The sequence below is a fragment of the Burkholderia sp. AW49-1 genome (assembly GCF_053427845.1).
Map to the genome: position 1 here is coordinate 777,349 of NZ_JBSAXF010000001.1, position 20,295 is coordinate 797,643.

Genomic DNA, 20,295 nt, shown 5'->3' on the forward strand with positions numbered 1-20,295 from the left:
TCTCACCGCGACGACGGGCGCGAATCCGCGAGCGGCATCGCAAGACCGGCCGCCGCCGGCGTGCGACGCCGGCGCAGCATGTCGCGCGTGATCCGCACGTGCTGTTCCGCGAACGCCTGCGTGGTCAGGTCGCGCTCGCGCAGGCAAGCGGCCGCGGCACGCGCGCATTCGAGCGCGGCGACCGGATCGGCCACGAAGCGATCGGCGGCCTGGCGCATCGCCGCCGCGTCGAACGCTGGCACGTAGGCGGCCGTGTCGTGCGGGAAGTAGTCGCTGAGGCCGCCGACGTCGGACACGATCATCGGCTTGCCGACCGCCGCCGCCTCGAGCATCACGGTGATGCCCGATGCGTGGAAGTTCGGCCGCAGCGGCACGACGATCACGTCGGCCCACGCGTACAGCTCGTGCTGCTTCGCGAGGCCCGAGGCCGAGCCGATCTTCACGTTCGGTGCATGCCACTCGCGCGGCACGCGTCGCCGCGTCGCGAGCCGCACGTCGTAGCGCTCGTCGCCGCCGAACGCGGCGAGAAACGTGCGCCAGTCGCGATCGCGGTCGTTGCCGATCGCGGCGATCCGCAGCGGCCGGTTCGGCTGCCACTGCCGCGGCTCTGTCGGCGGGAAGTCCTGCGTGTTCAGCCCGTAGTAGACGAACTCGGCCTCGCGCCCGAGAAAGCGGCGGCACAGCTCGGCGTTGTCGCGGGCGAGCGTCGTCAGCGCGTCGGCGCGCGCGAGCAGCTTGCGGTACAGCCAGCGGCGCGGGGCGCCGAACGTGTTCCACTTGTCGAACAGCCACACGCTCTGCGCGAGCAGCAGCGGGCGCTTGCCCTGTGCGCCGGCGAGCTTCAGGATCAGCGCGGCGGCAAGATGCTCCTGCTCGGTATGCGTCCAGATCACGTCGGTGCCCAACAACGCGGCGCGATTGCGCCACGCATGCACGACGTCGAAGCCGAGCACAGCCTTCAGCGCACGGCGCGCGAGGCTCGCGACGCGGTTCTCGCGCCGGTCCTGCGAATAGGTCAGCCGGAATTCGTCGGATTCCGCGTGGTGATAGCCGTACAGGCAGCCGATGTTCTCGCCTTTCCGGTAAGTACGCGGATCGGCGCCGTAGAACAGGTGGACGTGAACCTTCGTGGAATTCATGTCAGCCTCCGCCGGGCCGCCCCGAGGAGGCTGACCGTCCCCTCGGGGGACAGCGAACAAAGTGAGCGTTGGGGTCGTACCATTTCAAGCCCTCCGGGGATGGCCGCGCGTCGTGCGCGCAGCCCGTTCAAGACGTCACCGGCGGCATCGCCGCACGATGGGGGGCAAGGTCGGCGCGGCGCGCATCGCGTGCGCCGCGGCGCACCGCGCGCCAGTGCTCGCGCACACGGTCGCGCCGCGCGGTATGCAGCGACAGCAGCACATGTGCGAAGCCCGGATAGACGCGCGTGCCGATCAGCGTCCACCACCACCACGCGATCTCGCGCCGCACCGGCGGCAGATGCTCGCGCAGGATCAAATGCAGGTTGTAAGCGCCATTACTGATCGCATTGAGCGATGCGGCGTCGCGCCGGTCGTCGTCGAAACGCTCGGCCGGAAAATGATCGACCGCGATCGCCGGGTCGTAGACGAGCGTCCAGCCGTCACGCTGCACCTGCATGCTGAAACCCATGTCGTTGTGCACCTGCGCGCCCGCGCCGCGCAGCCGCGTGTCGAAGCGCAGACGTTCGATCGCGGCGCGGCGGTAGCTCATGTTCGCGCCCTTGAGCATGTCGACTTCGCGCGCGCCGCCGACGCCCAGATGATGGTTGCCGATGATCTTGCCGGACAGCGTGAGCTGGCCGACGAGCTCGCGCGACTCGTCGAGCACGCGGCCCTTCTCGTGCACCCAGTCGCGGCCGCCGACCGCACCGACGCGCGGGTCGGCCAGGAACACGGCCTCGACGCGCGCGAGCCAGTCGGCGCGCGGCGCCGCGTCGTCGTCGGTGATCGCGACGACGTCGCCGTTCGCCGAGTCGAGCCCCTTGTTCAGCGCGGCGACCTGCCCCGGCACGTCGACCGGCACGATCCGCAGCGGCAGCATGCCGCCGACCGACGGGTCGGCGAGGCGCTCGTGCGTGGCATCGTCCTCCGGGCGCGCGACGACGATCACCTCGTCGGGCAGCCGCTGCTGGCGCTGCAGCGCCAGCAGGCAGCGCGCGAGGTCGGCGGGACGCCTGTAGGTCGGAACGAGCACGGAAATTTTCATCGAGGGTTCTCCAGTCGGCCAGGCCGGCGCTGCGCACGCCGGCCCGGTTTCGTGCAATGCCGTCAGGCGCTCAGGTATTCGTGGACGGCCGCATAGCCGCGGCCGTAGCCGCGCGCCTTCGGCGGCACGCCGTTGAAGATTCCGCCTTCCAGATCGACGCCCGCGGTACGCAGGCGCTTGATCGCGTCGGCGATCTCGCCTTCGGTATGCATGCCCGAGCGCAGCACCATGAAGGTCGCGCCGGCCATGCGGCCGATGATGGTCGCGTCGGTCACCGCCAGCACCGGCGGCGAGTCGATCAGCACGACGTCGTAGCGCTTGCCGAGCCCTTCGAGGTATTGCGGCAGGCGCGTCGACATCAGCAGCTCCGACGGGTTCGGCGGGCGCGTGCCGGCCGAGATGAACGACAGGCCCTGCACCGGCGTCTCGCGGATCGCCTCCTCGAGCGGCGACTGATCGCTCAGCAATTCGGACAGGCCCGGCTGCGCGGTGAGGCCGAAGTAGCGGTCGAGCATGCCGCGGCGCATGTCGGCGTCGATCAGCAGCACGCGCTTGCCCGAATGCGCGAGCAGCACCGCGAGGTTAACCGTCAGGAAGCTCTTGCCGATGCCCGGCGTTGGGCCGGTGAGCACGACCACGCGATTCTTCGCGTCCATCATCGCGAACTGCATCGCGGTGCGCAGGCTGCGCATGCTTTCGACGCTCAGGTCTTTCGGACGCAGGCTCGCGAGGATCGGCCGCGCGCGGCCGCCGCCCTTCTCGGCCATGGCGTCGAGCTTCACCTGCTCGGTGCTTTGCGGCACCAGCCCGTACAGCGGCAGGTTGAACGTGCGCTCCACGCGATCCGGATCCTCGATGCCCTGGAACAGGTTGCGGCGCAGGAACACGATGCCGGTGCCGAGAATCAGCCCGAGGAACACCGCGGCCGACAGGATCAGCACCTTCTTCGGCTTGACCGGATCGCCCGGGCGCAGCGCCGAATCGACGAGGTGAATGTTGCCGCCCGTGCCGGCCTTCTGCACCGACAGTTCCTGCACGCGGTTCAACAGCAGCACGTAGATGTCCTCGGCGACCTTCGCGTCGCGCTGGAGCTGGACGGCCTTCACTTCGGTCGCCGGCAGGCTGCGGAAGCGGTTGCTGAACTTGTCCTTCTCGCCCTGCAGCTCCGCGAGCTGCTGCTTCGCGGCGATCACCATCGGGTGCGAATCGGTGAAGCGCTGCGCGAGCGATGCGAGCTGCAGGCGCTGGGCCGCGATCTGCTGCTCGTACTGCACGCTGCCTTCGAGGTAGACCTTCGCCTCGTCGCTCGCGTTGATCGAGCCGGACGTGCGCTGATACTGCGTCAGCGCAGCTTCCGCGCGCTCCAGGTCGGACTTCAGGCGCGGTTCCTCGCCCTTCAGGAAGTCGAGCATCTTGGTCGCTTCGGCCTGCTTCGCGATCACGTGCTGGTTCAGGTACGACTGCGCGAGCGCGTTCGCGATCGCGGCGGTCTGGTCCGGGTCCTTGCCTTCGAGCGAGATCTGCACGACGCCCGTCTGCTTGCCCTGCTCGGACACCTGGATGCCCGACTGGAAGCCGGTGATCGCGTCGAGATCGTTGTAGCGCACCACCGTGAACTGCGTGCCCGGACGCGCGACCAGCTTCTGCACGAGCAGCGTCACGCCGCCACCCTGCTCCGATTCGCCGACACGGCCCGACAGCAGGCGGCTGCCGTTCGGTCCGACCAGCGTATACGTGCCGTTCGGGCCGGCCGTCAGCGTCATCTTCTTGCCTTCGAGCGCGGGCTCGACGTTGATCGTGTCGACGTCGGCGACTTCGCCGCCCCAGGCGTACGACCGCAGGCCGAACCACGCGCGCGACGGCTCGCCCGGCGTCGCGACGCGCGCGGCCAGGCTGCCGAGCAGCGGAATCGTCTTCGGCACGACCGAGAAGTTCAGCTTGAACTGCTCGACGACCGGCGTGACGACGCCGCGGCTCTTGATGATCTCGATTTCCGCGTCGGTCTGCGCCTGCTGCGGGCCGCTGTTGATCGTCGCACCCGTCTGCGTCTGCGTGAGCGCCTGCGACGTGTTGTCGTTGCTCTCGACCCGCACGTGCACGTCGGCCTGATACACCGGTTTCGCGATGTAGCAGTAGAGGCCCGCGAGCGCGATGACGGTCACCGCGATGCCGAGCAGCAGCCAGATGTCGTCCATCAGCACCTGGAGCAACTGGCCGAGGACGACGTCCTCTTCCTCGGTTTTCGCGGTCAGATCCGCGTAGGCGTGTTTTGCTTGCGTGTTCACCATTCGTTCCCGCTTGAGTGGTGCCGGGGCGGAGGCGCCGCCCCGGCGGGCTATCAGCGCGTGATTTGCCGCATGTAGAAGATCGTCTGGATCGTCGGCAGCACTTGCTGCAGCACACGGTTGAACTGCACCGAGCTGGCCGTGCTGACGTAGACGACGTCGAGCGGCTGGAGCGGGAAGCGGCTCGACAGCATCAGCGCATCCGGCTGCGTCATGTCGAGACGGAACACTTCCGGCTTCGTCGGGTTGTCACGCATCCCGCGCATCACGTAGATCTTGCGCGGGTTCGCATCGGTGTCGAGGATGCCGCCACCGGCCGTCAGCGCGTCGGCGATGGTCAGCCTGCCCTTGAGCATCGGCACCGTGACCGGCGTCTTGACCTCGCCCATGATGAATACGCGGCTGTCGCTGCGGTCCGGCACGTTGACGATGTCGCCCTGCTGCAGCATCACGTTCTGCTTCACTTCGCCGCGGTCGAGCACGCCGTTCGCGTCGAGCGTGTACAGCTTGCCGTCGCGCGTCAGGCGCACGCGCTGCAGGTCGGCCTCGGCGGTCGAGCCGCCCGAGCGCGAGATCGCGTCGACCAGCGTCAGCGGCACGTCGCTCATCGCGAGCGGGCCCGGCGTCTTCACTTCGCCCGTCACCTGCACCTTCTGGCTGCGGAACGACAGCACGCGCACATCGAGCTGCGGATTCTTCACGTAGCGCGCGAGGCGCGTGGCCAGCTCGTCGCGCGTCTGCGCGATCGTCTTGCCCGCCACGTGGATGCGGCCGACGAACGGGAAGAAGATCGTGCCGTCGGCGGCCACGGTCTGGCCGTACGGGTCGGCCTGGCCCGGCAGCGACGACGAATACGGTTGCTGCAGCGCGCCCGCGATCGTCTGCGTCGTGTTGCCGCCGCTCGAGAACGACTGGCCCTGCGGCGTCGTCAGCTCGGGGTGATCCCAGACCGTGACGCCGAGAATGTCCTGCGGGCCGATGCGGTAAACGTACTGCGACGGATCGGTGTAACGGCCCGGCGGCAGCGGGTGTTCGACCTGCTGCTTCTGCAGCTGATCCATCACCAGCTTCGCGTCGATGTAATGAACCGGATAGGTTTCGGCCTGGCCTTGCCGGCCTTCGTCCTTCAGGTTCGACGAGTCGAGATAGTTGCCGGGCGCGGTCGCGCAGGCCGACAGGAATGTCGTCATCGCGACGGCGAGCGCCAGCGGGCGCATGGGACGTTTCAGCATAGTTTTTGCAGCCATCCTTGAACCAGACGTTCGATCAATGAGTAGCTCTCGCGATAGTCGGCCTCGGGGCCGCCATGCGGATCCGCGATCTCGGCGTCCTCCCACTTGCCCAGCAGGTGGACCTTGCCGCGCGCGAACGGATCGACCGATTCGACGGCCTTGATCTGTTCGCGCTCGCTGACGAGAATCAGGTCGGCGTCGCGCACGATCCGGCGCGACAGCCGCCGCGACCGGTGCGTCGTCGCATCGACGCCGCGCTCGGCGAGCAGTTGCCGCATCACCGGATCGATACCGTCGCCGTCGTTCGCACGCACGCCGGCGGAGTGGAACGTCACGCGCGGGCCGCCACGCGACGCCGCATGCGACTTGAACAGCAGTTCCGCCGCCGGGCTGCGGCAGACGTTCGCGTGACAGACGATCAGGATGTTCCGGAACATGGCGTCTCGATTCGGGTTACGGGTAGCGGCGACGCGCAGGTCACGCGTTCGCGCGCGCGGCGCCCGGCACGCGGGCGGCGACGGCCTGGCGCGAGCCGGGGCGGCCGATCGGGTGGTATTCGATGCCCTGCTCGCTCATCGTTTCCGGCTCGTACAGGTTGCGGCCGTCGAAGATCACCGGCGATTTCCATTGACGGCCGAGCGCGACGAAATCCGGGCTCTTGAACGCCTTCCATTCGGTGACGATCACGAGCGCGTCGGCATCGCGCGCGGCCTGCGCCTCGTCGTCGACGAAGGTGAGGCGCTCGAGCCAGCTCGGGTGATCGGCGAGATCGAGCGCGAGCACGCGGCGCGCCTCCTGCTGCGCGACCGGGTCGTACGCCGCGATGCGCGCGCCGCGCGACAGCAGCTCGGCGATCAGCTCGCGGCTCGGTGCCTCGCGCATGTCGTCGGTGTTCGGCTTGAACGCGAGACCCCAGATCGCGAACGTGCGGCCCGTCAGGTCCTCGCCGAAACGCGCGACGATCTTGTCGGCGAGCACGCGCTTTTGCGTCGCGTTGACCGACGACACGGCCTTCAGGATCTGCAGCGACTGGCCGTGCTCGTCGGCGGTGCGGATCAGCGCCTCGACGTCCTTCGGGAAGCACGAGCCGCCGTAGCCGCAACCCGCATACAGGAAGTGATAGCCGATGCGCGGATCGGAACCGATCCCGCGGCGCACGGCCTCGATGTCGGCGCCGAAGCGGTCGGCCAGGTTCGCGAGCTCGTTCATGAACGAGATGCGCGTCGCGAGCATCGCGTTGGCCGCGTATTTCGTGAATTCGGCCGAGCGCACGTCCATGTACAGCGTGCGTTCGTGGTTGCGGTTGAACGGCGCGTAGAGCTTCTTCATCAGCTCGCGCGCGCGCTCGCCCGGCACGTCGTCGTCGCAGCCGATCACGATGCGGTCCGGCCGCGTGAAATCGTCGACCGCGGCGCCTTCCTTCAGGAATTCCGGATTCGACACGACCGAGAACATCGGGGTGTCGCCGCCGCGCTTCGAGAGTTCCTCGGCCACCGCCGCGCGCACGCGCTCGGCCGTGCCGACCGGCACCGTCGACTTGTCGACGATCACCTTGAAGCCCTTCATGTAGCGGCCTATGTTGCGCGCCGCCGCGAGCACGTATTGCAGGTCGGCCGAGCCGTCTTCGTCGGGCGGCGTGCCGACCGCGATGAACTGCACGTCGCCGTGCGCGACCGCCGCCTCGATGTCGGTCGAGAAGCGCAGGCGGCCGGCCGCGCGGTTGCGCGCGATGACTTCCTTGAGGCCCGGCTCGTGGATCGGCACGCCGCCGTTGTTCAGGACGTCGATCTTCGCCTGATCGACGTCGAGACAGAACACGTCGTGCCCGATGTCGGCGAGACAGGCGCCGGTGACAAGACCTACGTAACCGCTGCCGATGATAGTCAGATTCATGATGTGTCGGACCTCGTGACCAATGATTCGAAATTCGTGAAACCGGAGTGTCTGCGCGGGATGAAACCGCGTCAGTACGCGTTGCTGCCGGTGAAGCCTTTCCAGAGCGTCAGTACGACGATCTTGATGTCGAGCCAGAACGACCAGTTCTGCATGTAGTACAGATCGAGCTTCACGCGTCCCATCATCTTCTCGATCTGGTCGGTCTCGCCGCGAAAGCCGTTGATCTGCGCCCAGCCGGTGATGCCCGGCTTGATCCGGTAGCGGAACATGTAGCCCTTCACCAGATCCTTGTAGATGTCGTCGTGCGCGAGCGCATGGGGCCGCGGGCCGACGACCGACATCTCGCCCTTCAGCACGTTGATGAACTGCGGCAGTTCGTCGAGGCTCGTGCGGCGCAGGAAGCGGCCGACCGGCGTCACGCGCGAGTCGTTCTTGGTCGCCTGCGTGACCTGTCCGGCGACTTCCTGATGCACCTTCATCGAGCGGAACTTGTAGATCTCGAACTCGTGGCCGTCGATGCCCTTGCGCTTCTGGCGGAAGAACACCGGCCCGCGCGACGTGAGCTTGATCAGGCACGCGATCAGCACCATCGCCGGCGCGAGCGCCGTGAGCGCCGCCAGCGCGAACAGCCGGTCGAACACGAACTTCGGCAGGATCCGCACGTCGGTGATCGGCGACGCCGCGAGGTTGATCGCCGGCACGCCGAGCACCTCGACCACTTCCTGGTTGAAGAACGACAGCGTACGCACGTCCGGAATGAAACGGATATTCACGAAATCGTGGCGGAACACCGTCACGATCTGGTGAATCCGGCGCTCCTCCGTGATCGGCAGCGTGAGCCACAGCTCGCTGATCGCGCGGCTGCGCACCAGCCAAACCAGCGATTCGAACTGCCGCTCGATGCGCACGTCGTCGAGCGCGACTTCGCCCGGCACTTCGCTTTCGTCGTACACGCACACCGGGTTGAAGCCCGCTTCCGGACGCGCCCGCATCTGTGCGATCAGCCGCCGCGCCGCCGGCGTGCCGCCGACGATCGCCACCGCCTTCAGGTTGTAGCCGCCGCGACGCAGTTGCCGGAGCACGACGTGCACGCAAGCCTTGGAGCCGGCAAGCAGCGCCATGGTCACGAGCGCCCAGTAACCGAGCCACAGTCGCGACAGGTCACCCGACTGGTGGAAGCTGAAGCTCATCAGGATGCCCGCGAGCTCGACCACCAGCCACGCGAACGCGACGCGCCCCACCAGCCCGACGAGACGCTTGCCGCGCCACGACTGGTAAATGCCGATGGCCGGAAAGAACACGACGACCAGCAGGCAGTCGAACAGCACCGTCGTGCGCTGCAGGTCGTTGAGCCAGATGCTGCCGCCGTGCAGCGCGGCGGCGATCAACGCCCCCAACACGACCATCGCGATATCGATGACTCTCGCCAGCACGCTCAACATGTCCGCTTCCTCTTTGAACAGGCGTTTGCCGAACAGCTCCTCGTGCAGCCCGTGCCGCACTTTCGATTCAAACGTTGCATGACGCTATTGAAGCGACAAGAAAATCGCGCCTCAAGCGCTCAAGTATTTCGAAAAATAATCGGAAAATCTTGCCGCGACATTCCCGAATTAAATCGGCACGTTTTCCCGAATCGGTCGTGAACCGGGATTTTTTCGAGAACTTTACGTCCGCCGCAAACCCTTTGCGGGATGGGGCTCCAGCCAGATTCACCGAATTATTTTTTATTTTTTTATTTGCATCGCGTGCTACCGAGGAAAAATTTCCCTGACACGTGCACGCCGAATATCGCGCAAATCGCCCGGTTTTATTGTCGATTTACTTCATGCTACAAACAGGCACTGACTTCAATCGAGGAGAGTGTCATCATGAATGCTCCGGCCGTGGCAGCCGATACGCGCCCTTCTTCTACCGCCGCAACCGACGCCGCGACGCGTGTCGCGGTGCAGCCGGTGATCCTTGCCGGCGGTTCGGGCACGCGTCTGTGGCCGATGTCGCGCGAACACTATCCGAAACAGCTGATCGGCCTGCTCGGCGATCATTCGCTGCTGCAATCCACCGCGCTGCGGCTCGACGGCCTCGCGACCGGTCATCCGCTGAACGACGACGTGCTGATCGTGTGCGGCGAGGATCACCGCTTCACGACCGCCGAACAACTGCGCCTGACCGGCAAGCGTGCATCGATCATGCTCGAGCCGCTCGGCCGCGACACCGCGCCCGCGCTGACGCTCGCCGCGCTGCGGATCGTCGCCGGCGGCAACGATGCCGTGATGACCGTGATGCCGGCCGACCACGCGGTGGCCGACCAGCCGCGCTTTCACGCGGCCGTCGCGGCCGGCGTGCACTGCGCGGCCCAGGGCAAGATCGCGACGATGGGCATCGTGCCGGGCCGCGCCGAAACGGGCTACGGCTACATCCGCGTCGGCGCGCCGCTCGGCGATGCCGCCACCGGCAACCTCGACGTGCGCCGTCTCGACCGCTTCGTCGAGAAGCCGCATTTCGAACTCGCGCAGCAGTACGTGGCATCCGGCGAATACTGGTGGAACAGCGGGATCTTCATCGTGCGCGCGTCGGTGTGGCTGAACGCGATCCGCCAGCTCGAACCCGAGATCCTCGCAGCCTGCGAGCAGGCCGTCGCGCGTGGCAAGGAAGACGGCGACTTCTTCCGCGTCGATCGCGACGCGTTCGCCGCGTCGCCGTCGAATTCGATCGACTACGCGGTGATGGAGCGGCTCGTGAACCTGCCGCAGCTGTGCGAAAGCGTCGTCGTGCCGCTCGATGCGGGTTGGTCGGACGTCGGCTCGTGGGACGCCATCTGGCAGATCCTGCCGAAGGACGAAGCCGATAACGTCGGCCGCGGCCGCGTGCTGTTCGAAAACGCCGAATCGACTTTCGCACATTCGGAAAGCCGGCTCGTCGCGTGTGTCGGCACGCAGAATCTCGTCGTCGTCGAAACGCCCGACGCCGTGCTCGTCGCCGACAAATCCCGCGTGCAGGACGTGAAGAAGATCGTCGGGCGCATCAAGGCCGAACGCGGCGCGGAAGCGACAGATCACCGCAAGGTCCATCGCCCGTGGGGCCATTACGACTCGGTCGACATGGGCGAGCGCTTCCAGGTGAAACGCATCGTCGTGAAGCCGGGCGCACGACTGTCGCTGCAGATGCACCACCACCGCGCCGAACACTGGATCGTCGTGCGCGGCACCGCACGCATCACGCGCGGCGACGAAACCTTCCTGCTGTCCGAAAACGAATCGACGTATATCCCACTCGGCGTGTCGCATCGTCTCGAGAACCCGGGCAAGATGCCGCTCGAATTGATCGAAGTGCAATCGGGCGCATATCTCGGCGAGGATGACATCGTCCGCTTCGACGATACCTACGGACGCCAGTGACGCAATGCCTGCCGGGCGCGCCGTCTCGACGGTGCGCCCGACATCAGGGGCATGACGAACACAAAAAAACGCGCGGGCGCCGTGATGGACGGCGACCCGCGCGTTTTCTTTCGGAGAACGATCAACCTACGCGATACGCGTATTCTCGGCGGTCCGACTGCACCGGGTCGTTGCGGCCTTCGGACAACGCGCCGGCTCGGCGCTCGGCGATGAAGCGCTTGATGTCCGACTCGGCACGCGCCAGCGCGGACAGGCCGGCCAGCACCTCGCTTTGCGGCGCACGCACCGGTTCGTCGCTCGCCCCATGGCGATCGATCCACTGACGCGCCCAGTCGAGCGCGTACTGCTCCGCTTCCTCCGCATCGGTGAAGCGTGGGCCGATCAGGCCCGAGCGCTCGACGCGCCGGTCGTCCTGCGTGATCTCGGCCCACGCGCGGTACATCAGGTTCTGCACCGGCTGCGCGCTGCCGCAGATCGTATAGCCTCGGTATTCGTCGACTTGGGGCTCGGCCGCAGCGAAGCTCGCGGCGGACGGCCGCCCGTGACGCAGCCCCGAGGGCGGTGCGCCCGGCACCGCGAACGACGCACCGGGCGACGCGTCGGCGGTGCCGTTCGGCATCGCGCTCAGCGAAGCGCCCTCGCCGTCCCAAACGTTTGCCTGCGCGACCGGTAGTTGCCACGACTCGGGGTTCTGCCAGAACACGCCGCGCAGACGGTCGTTGTCAGGCACGGGCTCCGCACGACATGCCGGTGCGGCCGGCACCGGCGGCGGCGGCACGTACGCGAACGTACGCCCGCTGAACTGGGTCAGCACGTCGATCATCTGCAGCAGCGTGCCGTTCGCAAGCCACTCCTCGTAGCGGCGGCGGCACGTCGGCCCGGACGGATAACGCCCGGGCAGTTTGGACCACGCCTCACCGGTCGTCAGGATCCAGAGAACCGCGTTGGCGACGACGCGCGGTTCGGCTCGCGGACGGCCTCGACGGTTCAGCCGAATGGGTTCATCGGCGATCAGCGTTGAAAGTCGAAGCCACTCTTCATCGTTAAGCTCATCGAAGAACATAGTCGATTTCTCCACGCAGCCAGGCCGGGGCTGCGATTGTCGGCGCCGCCGTCACGCATCGCGTCACGGGGCGGCCCGGTTGCACATTATGGTTATCCGATCGTTGTGCATGCCGGTGCGACACCGCACTTTCACGGTGCCGCCATTCACGGCAATGGCGCACAGACTACGGTCTCACTCCAATGTGGGAATTTTTGTGCACGAAGCATACCATCCTCAGGGTTTATCTCAATATGACAATGACTTAATGTTACGCACTGAAACAACCTGCCATGGATGCGCAATCGATTTACGCTTGAATTTTTTTACGCGATCGTTATGCGAGGCGCTGGAAAGCCCCATCTGGCGGGGCTTTGCGGGGTCCACCTGGCAGGCCTCCCGCCTTGTTCCGACCCTTGCCGGCAACCCTCCCGGGAATTACCGCCTAAAATCGGTAAATCAGGGAAAAATTCGTAACAAATTATTCACTGATCGGTAAAATCGTTCAAACTCCATTGGTCTGAATTTTCCCCGTGCACAATCTTTTTATTGTTTCTCCGCGAGTAATGAAAGCGGCGTAAGGTCGATGCACATCGTTTCCCGGCATGCAAGTGCCGACGGGCCTGTTACATCTCGGCGTGGCAGACAGCCAACGGCGGCGGGCGCGACGATCGGGTGCCGCGTTACGGGTCGGAACGATGGCGAATCCGCGGGATACGGAAAGCGGCGCCGGGCCGCGCGCGTCAGCGCAGATCGCCGGCCAGCGACGCGGCGACGTCCGCGTCCACGCGCTGCGGCGGCACCGTATAGGCCGGGTGATCGCAGCCGATCGACAGCGCCGCGCCGCCCTTGAGCGCCGCCCGCATCAGCCGGTCCAGTTCGAAGCGCACGAAATGCACGGCCGATGTCTTCTCCGCGTTGTCGCGGTCGAGATCCTCGTCGGCGATCGCATAGACGTCAGGGTGCCCGTCGACCCGCAGGTACACGCGATCCTCGACGCCGATCAGTCGCGCGAGCGCCGCCCGCCGTTCGGCCTCGTGCTCGTATTCGATCTGCAGCGTCGCCTTCAGGTTGGTGCCGTCGGGCACGAGTGGCAGATAGGCTTCCAGTTCGCCTTCGATGCCGGCCTCGTCGAAGATCTTCTCGATGTGCAGCATTTCCTGGATCTGGTAGCGGATCGTGGTCTCGTCCTCGAACAGGAAGCGCAGATGGTTGCCGAGCGCCACCGCGCGGCGGCGCTTGTACGCGACGAGCCGCGCGTGTTCGGTCTTGCGGATCTTCGCGTACGCTTCGAGCGTCAGCAGCGAGTCGCGGGTCAGCGTCATGGCGTGTCCTTGGATAGCGTCGATGTCTTCGTGGAGTGGCCGGTTCAGATGCCGTATGCGCGGCGCAGCAGCGTCAGCGGATGCGCCAGCGGCGCGGCGGGCAACCCTTTCTCGTCGATGCCCTGCGCGATGTGATGCCCGGCGAGCGCGCAGTCCGACGACACGACATCCGGCTTCGGCTCGGCCATCGCCTTGAACACCGGCGCACCGATCCGCATCGCGTCCGCATGGAAGGCCTTCTTCACGCCGAACGTGCCCGCATGCCCCGAGCAGCGCTCGACGACGTTCACGCGCGTATCGGGCACGAGCGACAGCGTGTCGGCCGTCTTGCGGCCGATGTTCTGCACGCGAGCGTGGCACGGCACGTGATACGACACGGTGCCGAGGCCCTGCCTGAAATCGGTCTTCAGCAAACCGTCACGATGCCGCGCGATCACGTATTCGAACGGATCCCAGAACGCATCGGCCACCGCGCGCACGGCGTCGTCGCCGGGAAACATCAGCGGCAGTTCGCTCTTGTACATCAGCACGCAGCTCGGGATCGCGCCGATCAGCGCATAACCTTCGCGTGCATAACGCTCCAGCACCGGAATGTTGACGGCCTTCTTCGCGGCGACGCCCTCGAGGTTGCCCTGCTCGAGGAGCGGCATCCCGCAGCACGCTTCGCGCGTGACGAGTTCGTACGGGATCTCGTTGTGCGCGAGGATCGCGAGCAGGTCATGGCCGATGCCCGGTTCGTTGAAGTTCACGTAGCACGTCGCGTAGATCGCGACCTTGCCGGGCGTGCGTTCACCGTCATGTACCGGCGGGCCGTCCGAGCGCTTCGCGGCACGCCGAAACTTGCGCGGCGCGAACTCCGGCAGCCACGCGTTGCGATCGACGCCGAGCGCCGCTTCGAGCGCGTGGCGCGCGGGCGGCGTGCGATTCACCGCGTTCACCGTCTGCGTGACGATCGGAATGCCCGCGAAATGGCCGAGCGCGTCGGTGTTCGACAGCACCTTGTCGCGCAGCGGTGCCTCCCCGCGCTTGTAGCGCGCTGCCTTGCCGCGCAGCATGAGGTGCGGGAAGTCGACATTCCACGCGTGCGGCGGCACGTACGGACATTTCGTCATGTAGCAGAGGTCGCACAGGTAGCACTGGTCGACGACCTTGCCGAACGCGTCCTTCGGCACTTCCTCGATGTCGCCCATCGGCGTGTCGTCGACGAGATCGAACAGCGTGGGAAACGCGCCGCACAACGACACGCAGCGCCGGCATCCGGCGCAGATGTCGAACACGCGCGTCATTTCCGCATCGATCGCGGCCTGGTCGTAGAACGCTTCGGACTGCCAGTCGAGCGGATGCCGCGTCGGGGCTTCGAGACTGCCTTCCTTGTGTGGCATGGGGCGCTCCAGCGTGGCGCGCATGCGCGCGGACCCGCCGCCCGCGTGGTGCGGGCAGCGATCAACGCACGGTCGGCCGCACGATGTCCGGCCGAACCGTGCTGCCTTGCTGCCGGAACCGCGTCAGTCGACGAGTGCGTCGAGCGCCTTCGTATAGCGGTTTGCGTGGCTGCGTTCAGCCTTCGCAAGCGTCTCGAACCAGTTCGCGATTTCGTCGAAGCCTTCGTCGCGCGCCGTCTTCGCCATGCCCGGATACATGTCGGTGTATTCGTGCGTCTCGCCGGCGATCGCCGATTCGAGGTTCAGTCGCGACGAGCCGAACGGCAGCCCTGTCGCCGGATCACCGACTGCTTCGAGGTATTCGAGGTGGCCGTGCGCGTGGCCCGTTTCGCCTTCGGCAGTCGAGCGGAACAGCGCGGCGACGTCGTTCTGGCCTTCGACGTCGGCCTTCGAAGCGAAATACAGATAGCGCCGGTTCGCTTGCGATTCGCCCGCGAATGCGGCCTTCAGATTCTCTTCGGTCTTGCTGCCCTTGAGTTGAGCCATTTGCGCCTCCGTTCGAGTCGGCGCGGCCGCGTGCGAAGCCGGGCCGATGATGTATGTGGGGAACGAAGCGCAGGCCGGACGCGCACGCTTCGTGCCTTTTAATCTAGGCGCTGGCGTTCGCATCCCCCAATAGGCTTTTTCAATCCGCGCGATAGCGGCTGGCGGGAATGAGGGACAGTTGACGGCGGGAACGGGATGGGTCGCGTCGCCGGATGGGTCGGCGTTTCGCTCGGGATTCGGCTTCGGGCTTCAGGCTTCCGGCGCGACGCCCGGGGCACTCGCACCGGCGTCGTCGCTCGTCATGCGTCACGCATCCGTGGCGCGCTTCAGCAGCAATTCCTTTTCGCGTTCGTTGCGGGTCAACTCCGCCGCACGACGGAACTCGACCTTTGCTTCGTCGGCGCGGCCGAGCTTCGCGAGCAGGTCGCCGCGCACACTCGGCAACCAGTGATAGCGGGCGAGCGCCGGATCGTCGCGCAGCACGTCGACGATTTCCAGTGCCGCGGCGGGCCCGAACGCCATCCCCACCGCCACCGCGCGATTCAGCTCGACGACCGGCGACGGCGCGACCTCGGCCAGCGCGTCGTACAGCGCGACGATCTGCGCCCAGTCCGTTTCCGACGCGTGCCGCGCGCGCGCATGGCATGCCGCCAGCGCGGCCTGCAGCGCATATGGGCCGCGCACGCCGCCGAGCTTCGTCGCCCGCTCGAGCGCGGCGAGGCCGCGCCGGATCAGCAGTGGATCCCAGCGGGAGCGATCCTGGTCGAGCAGCAGCACGGGCCGCCCCTGCGCATCGGTCCGCGCGTGCATGCGGGACGCCTGCAGTTCCATCAGCGCGACCAGCCCGAGCACCTCGCTTTCGTCCGGCACGAGCCCGGCCAGCACGCGGCCGAGACGCAGCGCCTCGTCGCACAGCGCCGGGCGCGTCCAGTCGTCGCCCGCGGTCGCCGCATGGCCTTCGTTGAACACCAGGTAGATGACTTCGAGCACCGACGCGAGCCGCGTGGGCCGCGCATCGGCGGCCGGCACCTCGAACGGCACGCACGCCGCCGCGAGCGTACGCTTCGCGCGCACGATGCGCTGCGCGATCGTCGGCTCGGGCGACAGGAACGCGCGCGCGATCTCGCTGGTGGTCAACCCGCCGAGCAGCCGCAACGTCAGCGCGACGCGCGCATCGGTCGACAGCACCGGGTGGCACGACGTGAAGATCAGCCGCAGCAGGTCGTCGCCGATATCGTCGTCGCTCGCATCGGCGAGCGCATCCGCGATGTCGGGGACCACGTGCGCTTCGAGCGCGTCCATTTCATGTCCGAGCTGGTCGCGCTTCGCCGCATGCAGCGACTCCTGCCGGATCCGGTCGAGCGCGCGCCGCTTCACGGCCGTCATCAGCCATGCGGCCGGGTTGTCGGGCACGCCGTCGACGGGCCAGTGCTCGAGCGCCGCGACGAGCGTGTCCTGCGCGAGTTCCTCGGCCACGCCGACATCGCGCACCACGCGCGCGGCGCGGGCAATGATCTTCGGCGCCTCGATCCGCCAGACCGCTTCGATCGCACGGTGAGTCGCCTCCCGCGTCACGACGCCTGCCCCTGGGCGGACGCATCCAGCGGCATGGCCATCAACTCCCACGCGTGGCCGTCCGGATCGTCAAAACCGTGGCCGTACATGTTCGGATACTCGCGCGGCGCTTGCGGTGCGGACCCGCCGGCCGCGAGCGCCTTCGCGACGATCGCGTCGACCTCGGCGCGGCTGTCACACGACAGGCACGAGAGCACTTGCACCTGCGTCGCCGGATCGACGATGGTCTTGCCGGTGAAGGTCTGGAAAAATGGCCGCACGAGGAGCATCGCGAAAATCGTGTCGCTGATCTTGATGCAGGCGGCCTGATCGTTCGTATAGGCCGGTACGACCTCGAAGCCGAGGGCCTGGTAGAACGTCTTCGAGCGCGGCAGGTCGGCCACGGGCAGGTTGATGAAAACCATCTTGTGCATGACGGATGCTCCGGTGAGATTGGATTCGGGCAGATTCAGGCGTGGTTGCGGCCGACGTGGAGATCACGAAACCGCTCGACCGCGTCGCTCGGTGTGAGGTCGTCGAGCTCGAACAGCGGCCGCACCTCGATCTCGCAGTCCATTTCGGCACCGAACGGCGCGGGAAACCGGCGCGTCCATTCGAGCGCCTCGTCGCGCGAGCGCACCTGGATCAGCGTGTAACCTGCAATCAGTTCCTTCGTCTCGGCGAACGGGCCATCGACCACCGTGCCCTTGCCGCCGGTGTAGCGCACGCGCCAGCCTCGCGCGCTCGGCCGCAAGCCGTTCGCGTCGAGCAGCACGCCGGCCCTGGCCAGCTCCTCGTGGTAGACCGTCATCGCCTCGACCAGCCGGTTGTCCGGCAACGCATCGGATTCGCTGACGGCGTTCGCCCGAATCATGATCATGAATCGCATCGCTCACTCCTTGTCATCGGTGAAAAGGGGCGTCCGTTCATCGGCGCCTTATCCGGACGACGGGCGGCAGACCGCCGGATCGACGTGCCGCTCGACGAATCAGGGTAAATACCGAGACGCAGCCGTCACAGGAAGCACGGGCCGACCGCGCGCACTTCGACCGTGCACCATTGCGCGGCCGGGCACTGGCGCGCGATCTCGATCGCTTCGTCGCGCGTGTCGACGTCGACGATGAAGAAACCGCCGACCATTTCCTTCGCCTCGGCGAACGGGCCGTCGACGAGGCGCGTCTCGCCTTCGCGCACCTGCACGCGCGTCGCGCGTTCGGAGCGCTCCAGCGACTCGACGCCGCGCAGCACGCCACGCGCTTTCAGCGTCTCCGCGAAATCGACCATTCGCGCGTACAGCGCCTGCCCGTCTTCGAGCGTACGTTCGGCGCGCTGGCCGGTCGGTTCGACAATCAACAACATGTAGGACATGAAAAATCTCCTGTGGGGGCTTGCGCGGAAGCGTTCGGATCGCAGGCCGGAACGATGTGTCAGACGCGAAGCGTAGCAGCCCCGGCCGGAGCTGCCGACATCGTTGGCCGTTCGGCACTGGCCTGATGGCCAATTCGATCACAACACGCGATTTTGCCGTCAGGATGCTTGCCCGAACCTTCGAATTTTCTTCCCGTGGAGCGCACCATGTCACGCCTGCCGCCGTTCATGCCCGCCACCTCGCTTCGCCGTTTTCGCCGCCCGCGTGAAGGCCGTGCATGCCTGACACACCAACGCCGCTGAGCCGATCGCGCTGCAATCCGTGCGCGATTGCGAAACCCCGGCGCAACGGGCCGCCTGTTACGCATCCGATGCAGATCGCTCGTCAGCCCACGATCCCGTCGCCATCGGCCTCTGGCTGGACGGCGCCGCCGCCTACGGCCATGACGGGCACAAACCCTGCTCCACGAAGAAATGGACGATTAGTGCAATTGCATCGGCCCATCCCGTGCAATGGCACTATTTACCTGACGCATCGGGCGACGCCATATTTACCGGACTTCCACGTCGCGCAACGGCTCGCCAGGTCGTTTCGCCCGAAGCGCGAAATTTTTTCAACCGCCGCCGCGCCCCGTCGCGCGGGGCTTCCCGGGAAACTTGCCGACGAATTGAAAATTTGTCTCGAAACTCAATTGGCTGATGTGAATCACACCGGTTGCTGGGATTCGTCTTATCTTCAAATGGGCCTGCAAATCCGGGCTGCAAACCAAATCCAAGGAGGATAAACATCATGGCGCTCACCGACTCGATCGAACACAAGCTGGACCGCGGCCTGTCCGATATCCGTCGCACCGGCCGGCGCGTGGGACGCACGGCCCGCTCGGCCGCCCGCGACCTGCATGCGGACGTGTCCGACGATCTGCGCGGGCTGGTCGATGAACTGGAAGACCTGCTGAAGAACGACGGCGACGGCGATATCGCCGCGCTGCGCAAGCGCGTGCAGTCGCGGCTCGACGAAGCGCGCAGCACGCTCGACTACGCGTCGGGCAGCGCGGCCGCCCGGCTGCGCGATTCGGCCGAGCGCGTGTCGCAAGCCGTGCACGACAACCCATGGCAGACCGCGGGCGTCGTCGCGGGCCTCGCGTTCGTCGCGGGCCTGCTGCTTGCCCGCCGTTGAACGGGGCTGCCCGCACCGCCGCCCGCCCCATCCGTTCTCAACCCGACAACGAAGGAGAAACGCCATGCAGAAGTCTCTCGCCCTGAAGGCCGCCGCCGCCGTCTTGCTCGGCAGTCTCGCCCTTGCCGGTTGCACCACCACGCCCAACAAACCCGACAACGCATCGGCCAGCGCGTCGAAACGCGAATCGATCGACGCGAGCGTGAACGCGACGCTGTCGCGCCTCTACTCGACGGTGCCGGGCTCGCGTGAACTCGTCGCGAAATCGCGCGGCGTGCTCGTGTTCCCGAACGTGCTGCAGGCCGGCTTCATCGTCGGTGGCCAGTCCGGCAACGGCGCGCTGCGTGTCGGCGGCAGCACCGTCGGCTACTACAACACGTCGTCGCTGTCGGTGGGCCTGCAGGCCGGCGCGCAATCGAAGGCGATCGTGTTCCTGTTCATGACGCAGGATGCGCTCGACTCGTTCCGCAAGTCCGAAGGCTGGTCGGCCGGCGCCGACGCTTCCGTCGCTGTCGTGAAGGTCGGCGCGAACGGTGCGGTCGACTCCAACACGGCCACCGCTCCGGTCGAGGTGCTGGTCCTGACCAACGCGGGCCTGATGGGCGACCTGTCGGTCAACGGCACCAAGGTCACCCGCCTCCACATCTGACGAGCCGACACGGCCCCACGGCCGGATTGCTTCCCGGCAACGCCGCGATTCCGGTCGCGGCGTTTTCGCGTGCGCCGCGCGCAGCGGCTATGATGGCGGCACCTTTGCGGGCATACTGCCCGTCGGGCCGCCCTGCGCGCGCTTCGCCGCGAACCCGTGACGTTCGCGAGCCGATCGCACGCGAGGCAACGAGATTCAATCAAACCAGGCATCAATCT

18 protein-coding genes are annotated in these 20,295 nt (G+C 66.7%); 3 read left to right on the top strand and 15 right to left on the bottom strand.

The genetic code is table 11. From position 1 onward, the window contains the following. Positions 1–2 precede the first annotated feature (2 nt). From ACV22W_RS03345 to ACV22W_RS03375, 7 genes are all read right to left on the bottom strand, one after another. Positions 3–1,139 carry a glycosyltransferase family 4 protein gene (locus ACV22W_RS03345; protein ID WP_448017699.1) on the bottom strand — a complete coding sequence of 379 codons (1,137 nt, stop codon included), beginning with the start codon at positions 1,137–1,139 and terminating at the stop codon, positions 3–5. A 127-nt stretch (positions 1,140–1,266) separates the two neighbouring features. After that, positions 1,267–2,226: a glycosyltransferase family 2 protein gene (locus tag ACV22W_RS03350; RefSeq protein WP_448017700.1), complete on the bottom strand. Its 960-nt coding sequence runs from the start codon at positions 2,224–2,226 to the stop codon at positions 1,267–1,269. Between the two features lie 62 nt (positions 2,227–2,288). Then, entirely contained in the window at positions 2,289–4,514 is a 2,226-nt protein-coding gene (locus ACV22W_RS03355; RefSeq protein WP_448017702.1) for a polysaccharide biosynthesis tyrosine autokinase, read from the bottom strand. A gap of 50 nt (positions 4,515–4,564) precedes the next feature. After that, a complete protein-coding gene (locus tag ACV22W_RS03360; protein ID WP_124621109.1) occupies positions 4,565–5,743 on the bottom strand; it encodes a polysaccharide biosynthesis/export family protein in 1,179 nt (392 codons plus the stop codon). Next, on the bottom strand, positions 5,737–6,180 hold the full coding sequence (locus ACV22W_RS03365) for a low molecular weight protein-tyrosine-phosphatase (protein ID WP_059531598.1): 444 nt from the start codon (positions 6,178–6,180) through the stop codon (positions 5,737–5,739). The genes ACV22W_RS03360 and ACV22W_RS03365 overlap by 7 nt, the downstream gene beginning before the upstream one ends. A 40-nt stretch (positions 6,181–6,220) precedes the next feature. Next, complete coding sequence (locus ACV22W_RS03370; protein ID WP_448017704.1) at positions 6,221–7,636, bottom strand: UDP-glucose dehydrogenase family protein; 1,416 nt, start codon at positions 7,634–7,636, stop codon at positions 6,221–6,223. A 71-nt stretch (positions 7,637–7,707) separates the two neighbouring features. Continuing rightward, positions 7,708–9,081 carry an undecaprenyl-phosphate glucose phosphotransferase gene (locus tag ACV22W_RS03375; RefSeq protein ID WP_059532388.1) on the bottom strand — a complete coding sequence of 458 codons (1,374 nt, stop codon included), beginning with the start codon at positions 9,079–9,081 and terminating at the stop codon, positions 7,708–7,710. Positions 9,082–9,507: 426 nt separating this feature from the next. Here ACV22W_RS03375 and ACV22W_RS03380 point away from each other — a divergent pair, with 426 nt between their 5' ends. Then, the gene (locus ACV22W_RS03380; protein ID WP_448017706.1) at positions 9,508–11,034 is read left to right on the top strand and encodes a mannose-1-phosphate guanylyltransferase/mannose-6-phosphate isomerase; all 1,527 of its coding nucleotides are present in this window, start codon (positions 9,508–9,510) and stop codon (positions 11,032–11,034) included. Positions 11,035–11,155: 121 nt separating this feature from the next. On the opposite strand, the gene ACV22W_RS03385 is transcribed toward ACV22W_RS03380, so the two are convergent. The 8 genes from ACV22W_RS03385 to ACV22W_RS03420 all read right to left on the bottom strand — a co-directional run bounded on the left by ACV22W_RS03385 (position 11,156) and on the right by ACV22W_RS03420 (position 18,251). Continuing rightward, on the bottom strand, positions 11,156–12,097 hold the full coding sequence (locus ACV22W_RS03385) for a transposase (RefSeq protein ID WP_448017708.1): 942 nt from the start codon (positions 12,095–12,097) through the stop codon (positions 11,156–11,158). A 722-nt stretch (positions 12,098–12,819) separates the two neighbouring features. Further along, positions 12,820–13,401 (bottom strand): DUF3501 family protein, encoded by a 582-nt coding sequence (locus ACV22W_RS03390; protein WP_448017709.1) that lies wholly within the window; start codon positions 13,399–13,401, stop codon positions 12,820–12,822. Between the two features lie 44 nt (positions 13,402–13,445). After that, positions 13,446–14,783 (bottom strand): heterodisulfide reductase-related iron-sulfur binding cluster, encoded by a 1,338-nt coding sequence (locus tag ACV22W_RS03395; protein WP_448017711.1) that lies wholly within the window; start codon positions 14,781–14,783, stop codon positions 13,446–13,448. A 123-nt stretch (positions 14,784–14,906) separates the two neighbouring features. After that, positions 14,907–15,329 carry a rubrerythrin family protein gene (locus ACV22W_RS03400; RefSeq protein ID WP_059466550.1) on the bottom strand — a complete coding sequence of 141 codons (423 nt, stop codon included), beginning with the start codon at positions 15,327–15,329 and terminating at the stop codon, positions 14,907–14,909. A gap of 306 nt (positions 15,330–15,635) precedes the next feature. Next, entirely contained in the window at positions 15,636–16,904 is a 1,269-nt protein-coding gene (locus ACV22W_RS03405; RefSeq protein WP_448017712.1) for an RNA polymerase sigma factor, read from the bottom strand. Further along, positions 16,901–17,317: a VOC family protein gene (locus tag ACV22W_RS03410; protein ID WP_448017714.1), complete on the bottom strand. Its 417-nt coding sequence runs from the start codon at positions 17,315–17,317 to the stop codon at positions 16,901–16,903. The genes ACV22W_RS03405 and ACV22W_RS03410 overlap by 4 nt, the downstream gene beginning before the upstream one ends. 35 nt (positions 17,318–17,352) lie before the next feature. Continuing rightward, entirely contained in the window at positions 17,353–17,772 is a 420-nt protein-coding gene (locus ACV22W_RS03415) for a YciI family protein (protein ID WP_448017715.1), read from the bottom strand. A 125-nt stretch (positions 17,773–17,897) separates the two neighbouring features. Continuing rightward, positions 17,898–18,251, bottom strand: coding sequence for a YciI family protein (locus tag ACV22W_RS03420; RefSeq protein ID WP_059466554.1), 354 nt, complete (start codon positions 18,249–18,251; stop codon positions 17,898–17,900). Positions 18,252–19,041: 790 nt separating this feature from the next. On the opposite strand from ACV22W_RS03420, the gene ACV22W_RS03425 reads away from it, so the two are divergent. Together ACV22W_RS03425 and ACV22W_RS03430 are read left to right on the top strand one after the other, a co-directional pair. Continuing rightward, complete coding sequence (locus ACV22W_RS03425; protein ID WP_448017716.1) at positions 19,042–19,428, top strand: DUF883 family protein; 387 nt, start codon at positions 19,042–19,044, stop codon at positions 19,426–19,428. A 64-nt stretch (positions 19,429–19,492) separates the two neighbouring features. Next, positions 19,493–20,077: a BPSL1445 family SYLF domain-containing lipoprotein gene (locus ACV22W_RS03430; protein ID WP_448017718.1), complete on the top strand. Its 585-nt coding sequence runs from the start codon at positions 19,493–19,495 to the stop codon at positions 20,075–20,077. Positions 20,078–20,295 lie beyond the last annotated feature (218 nt).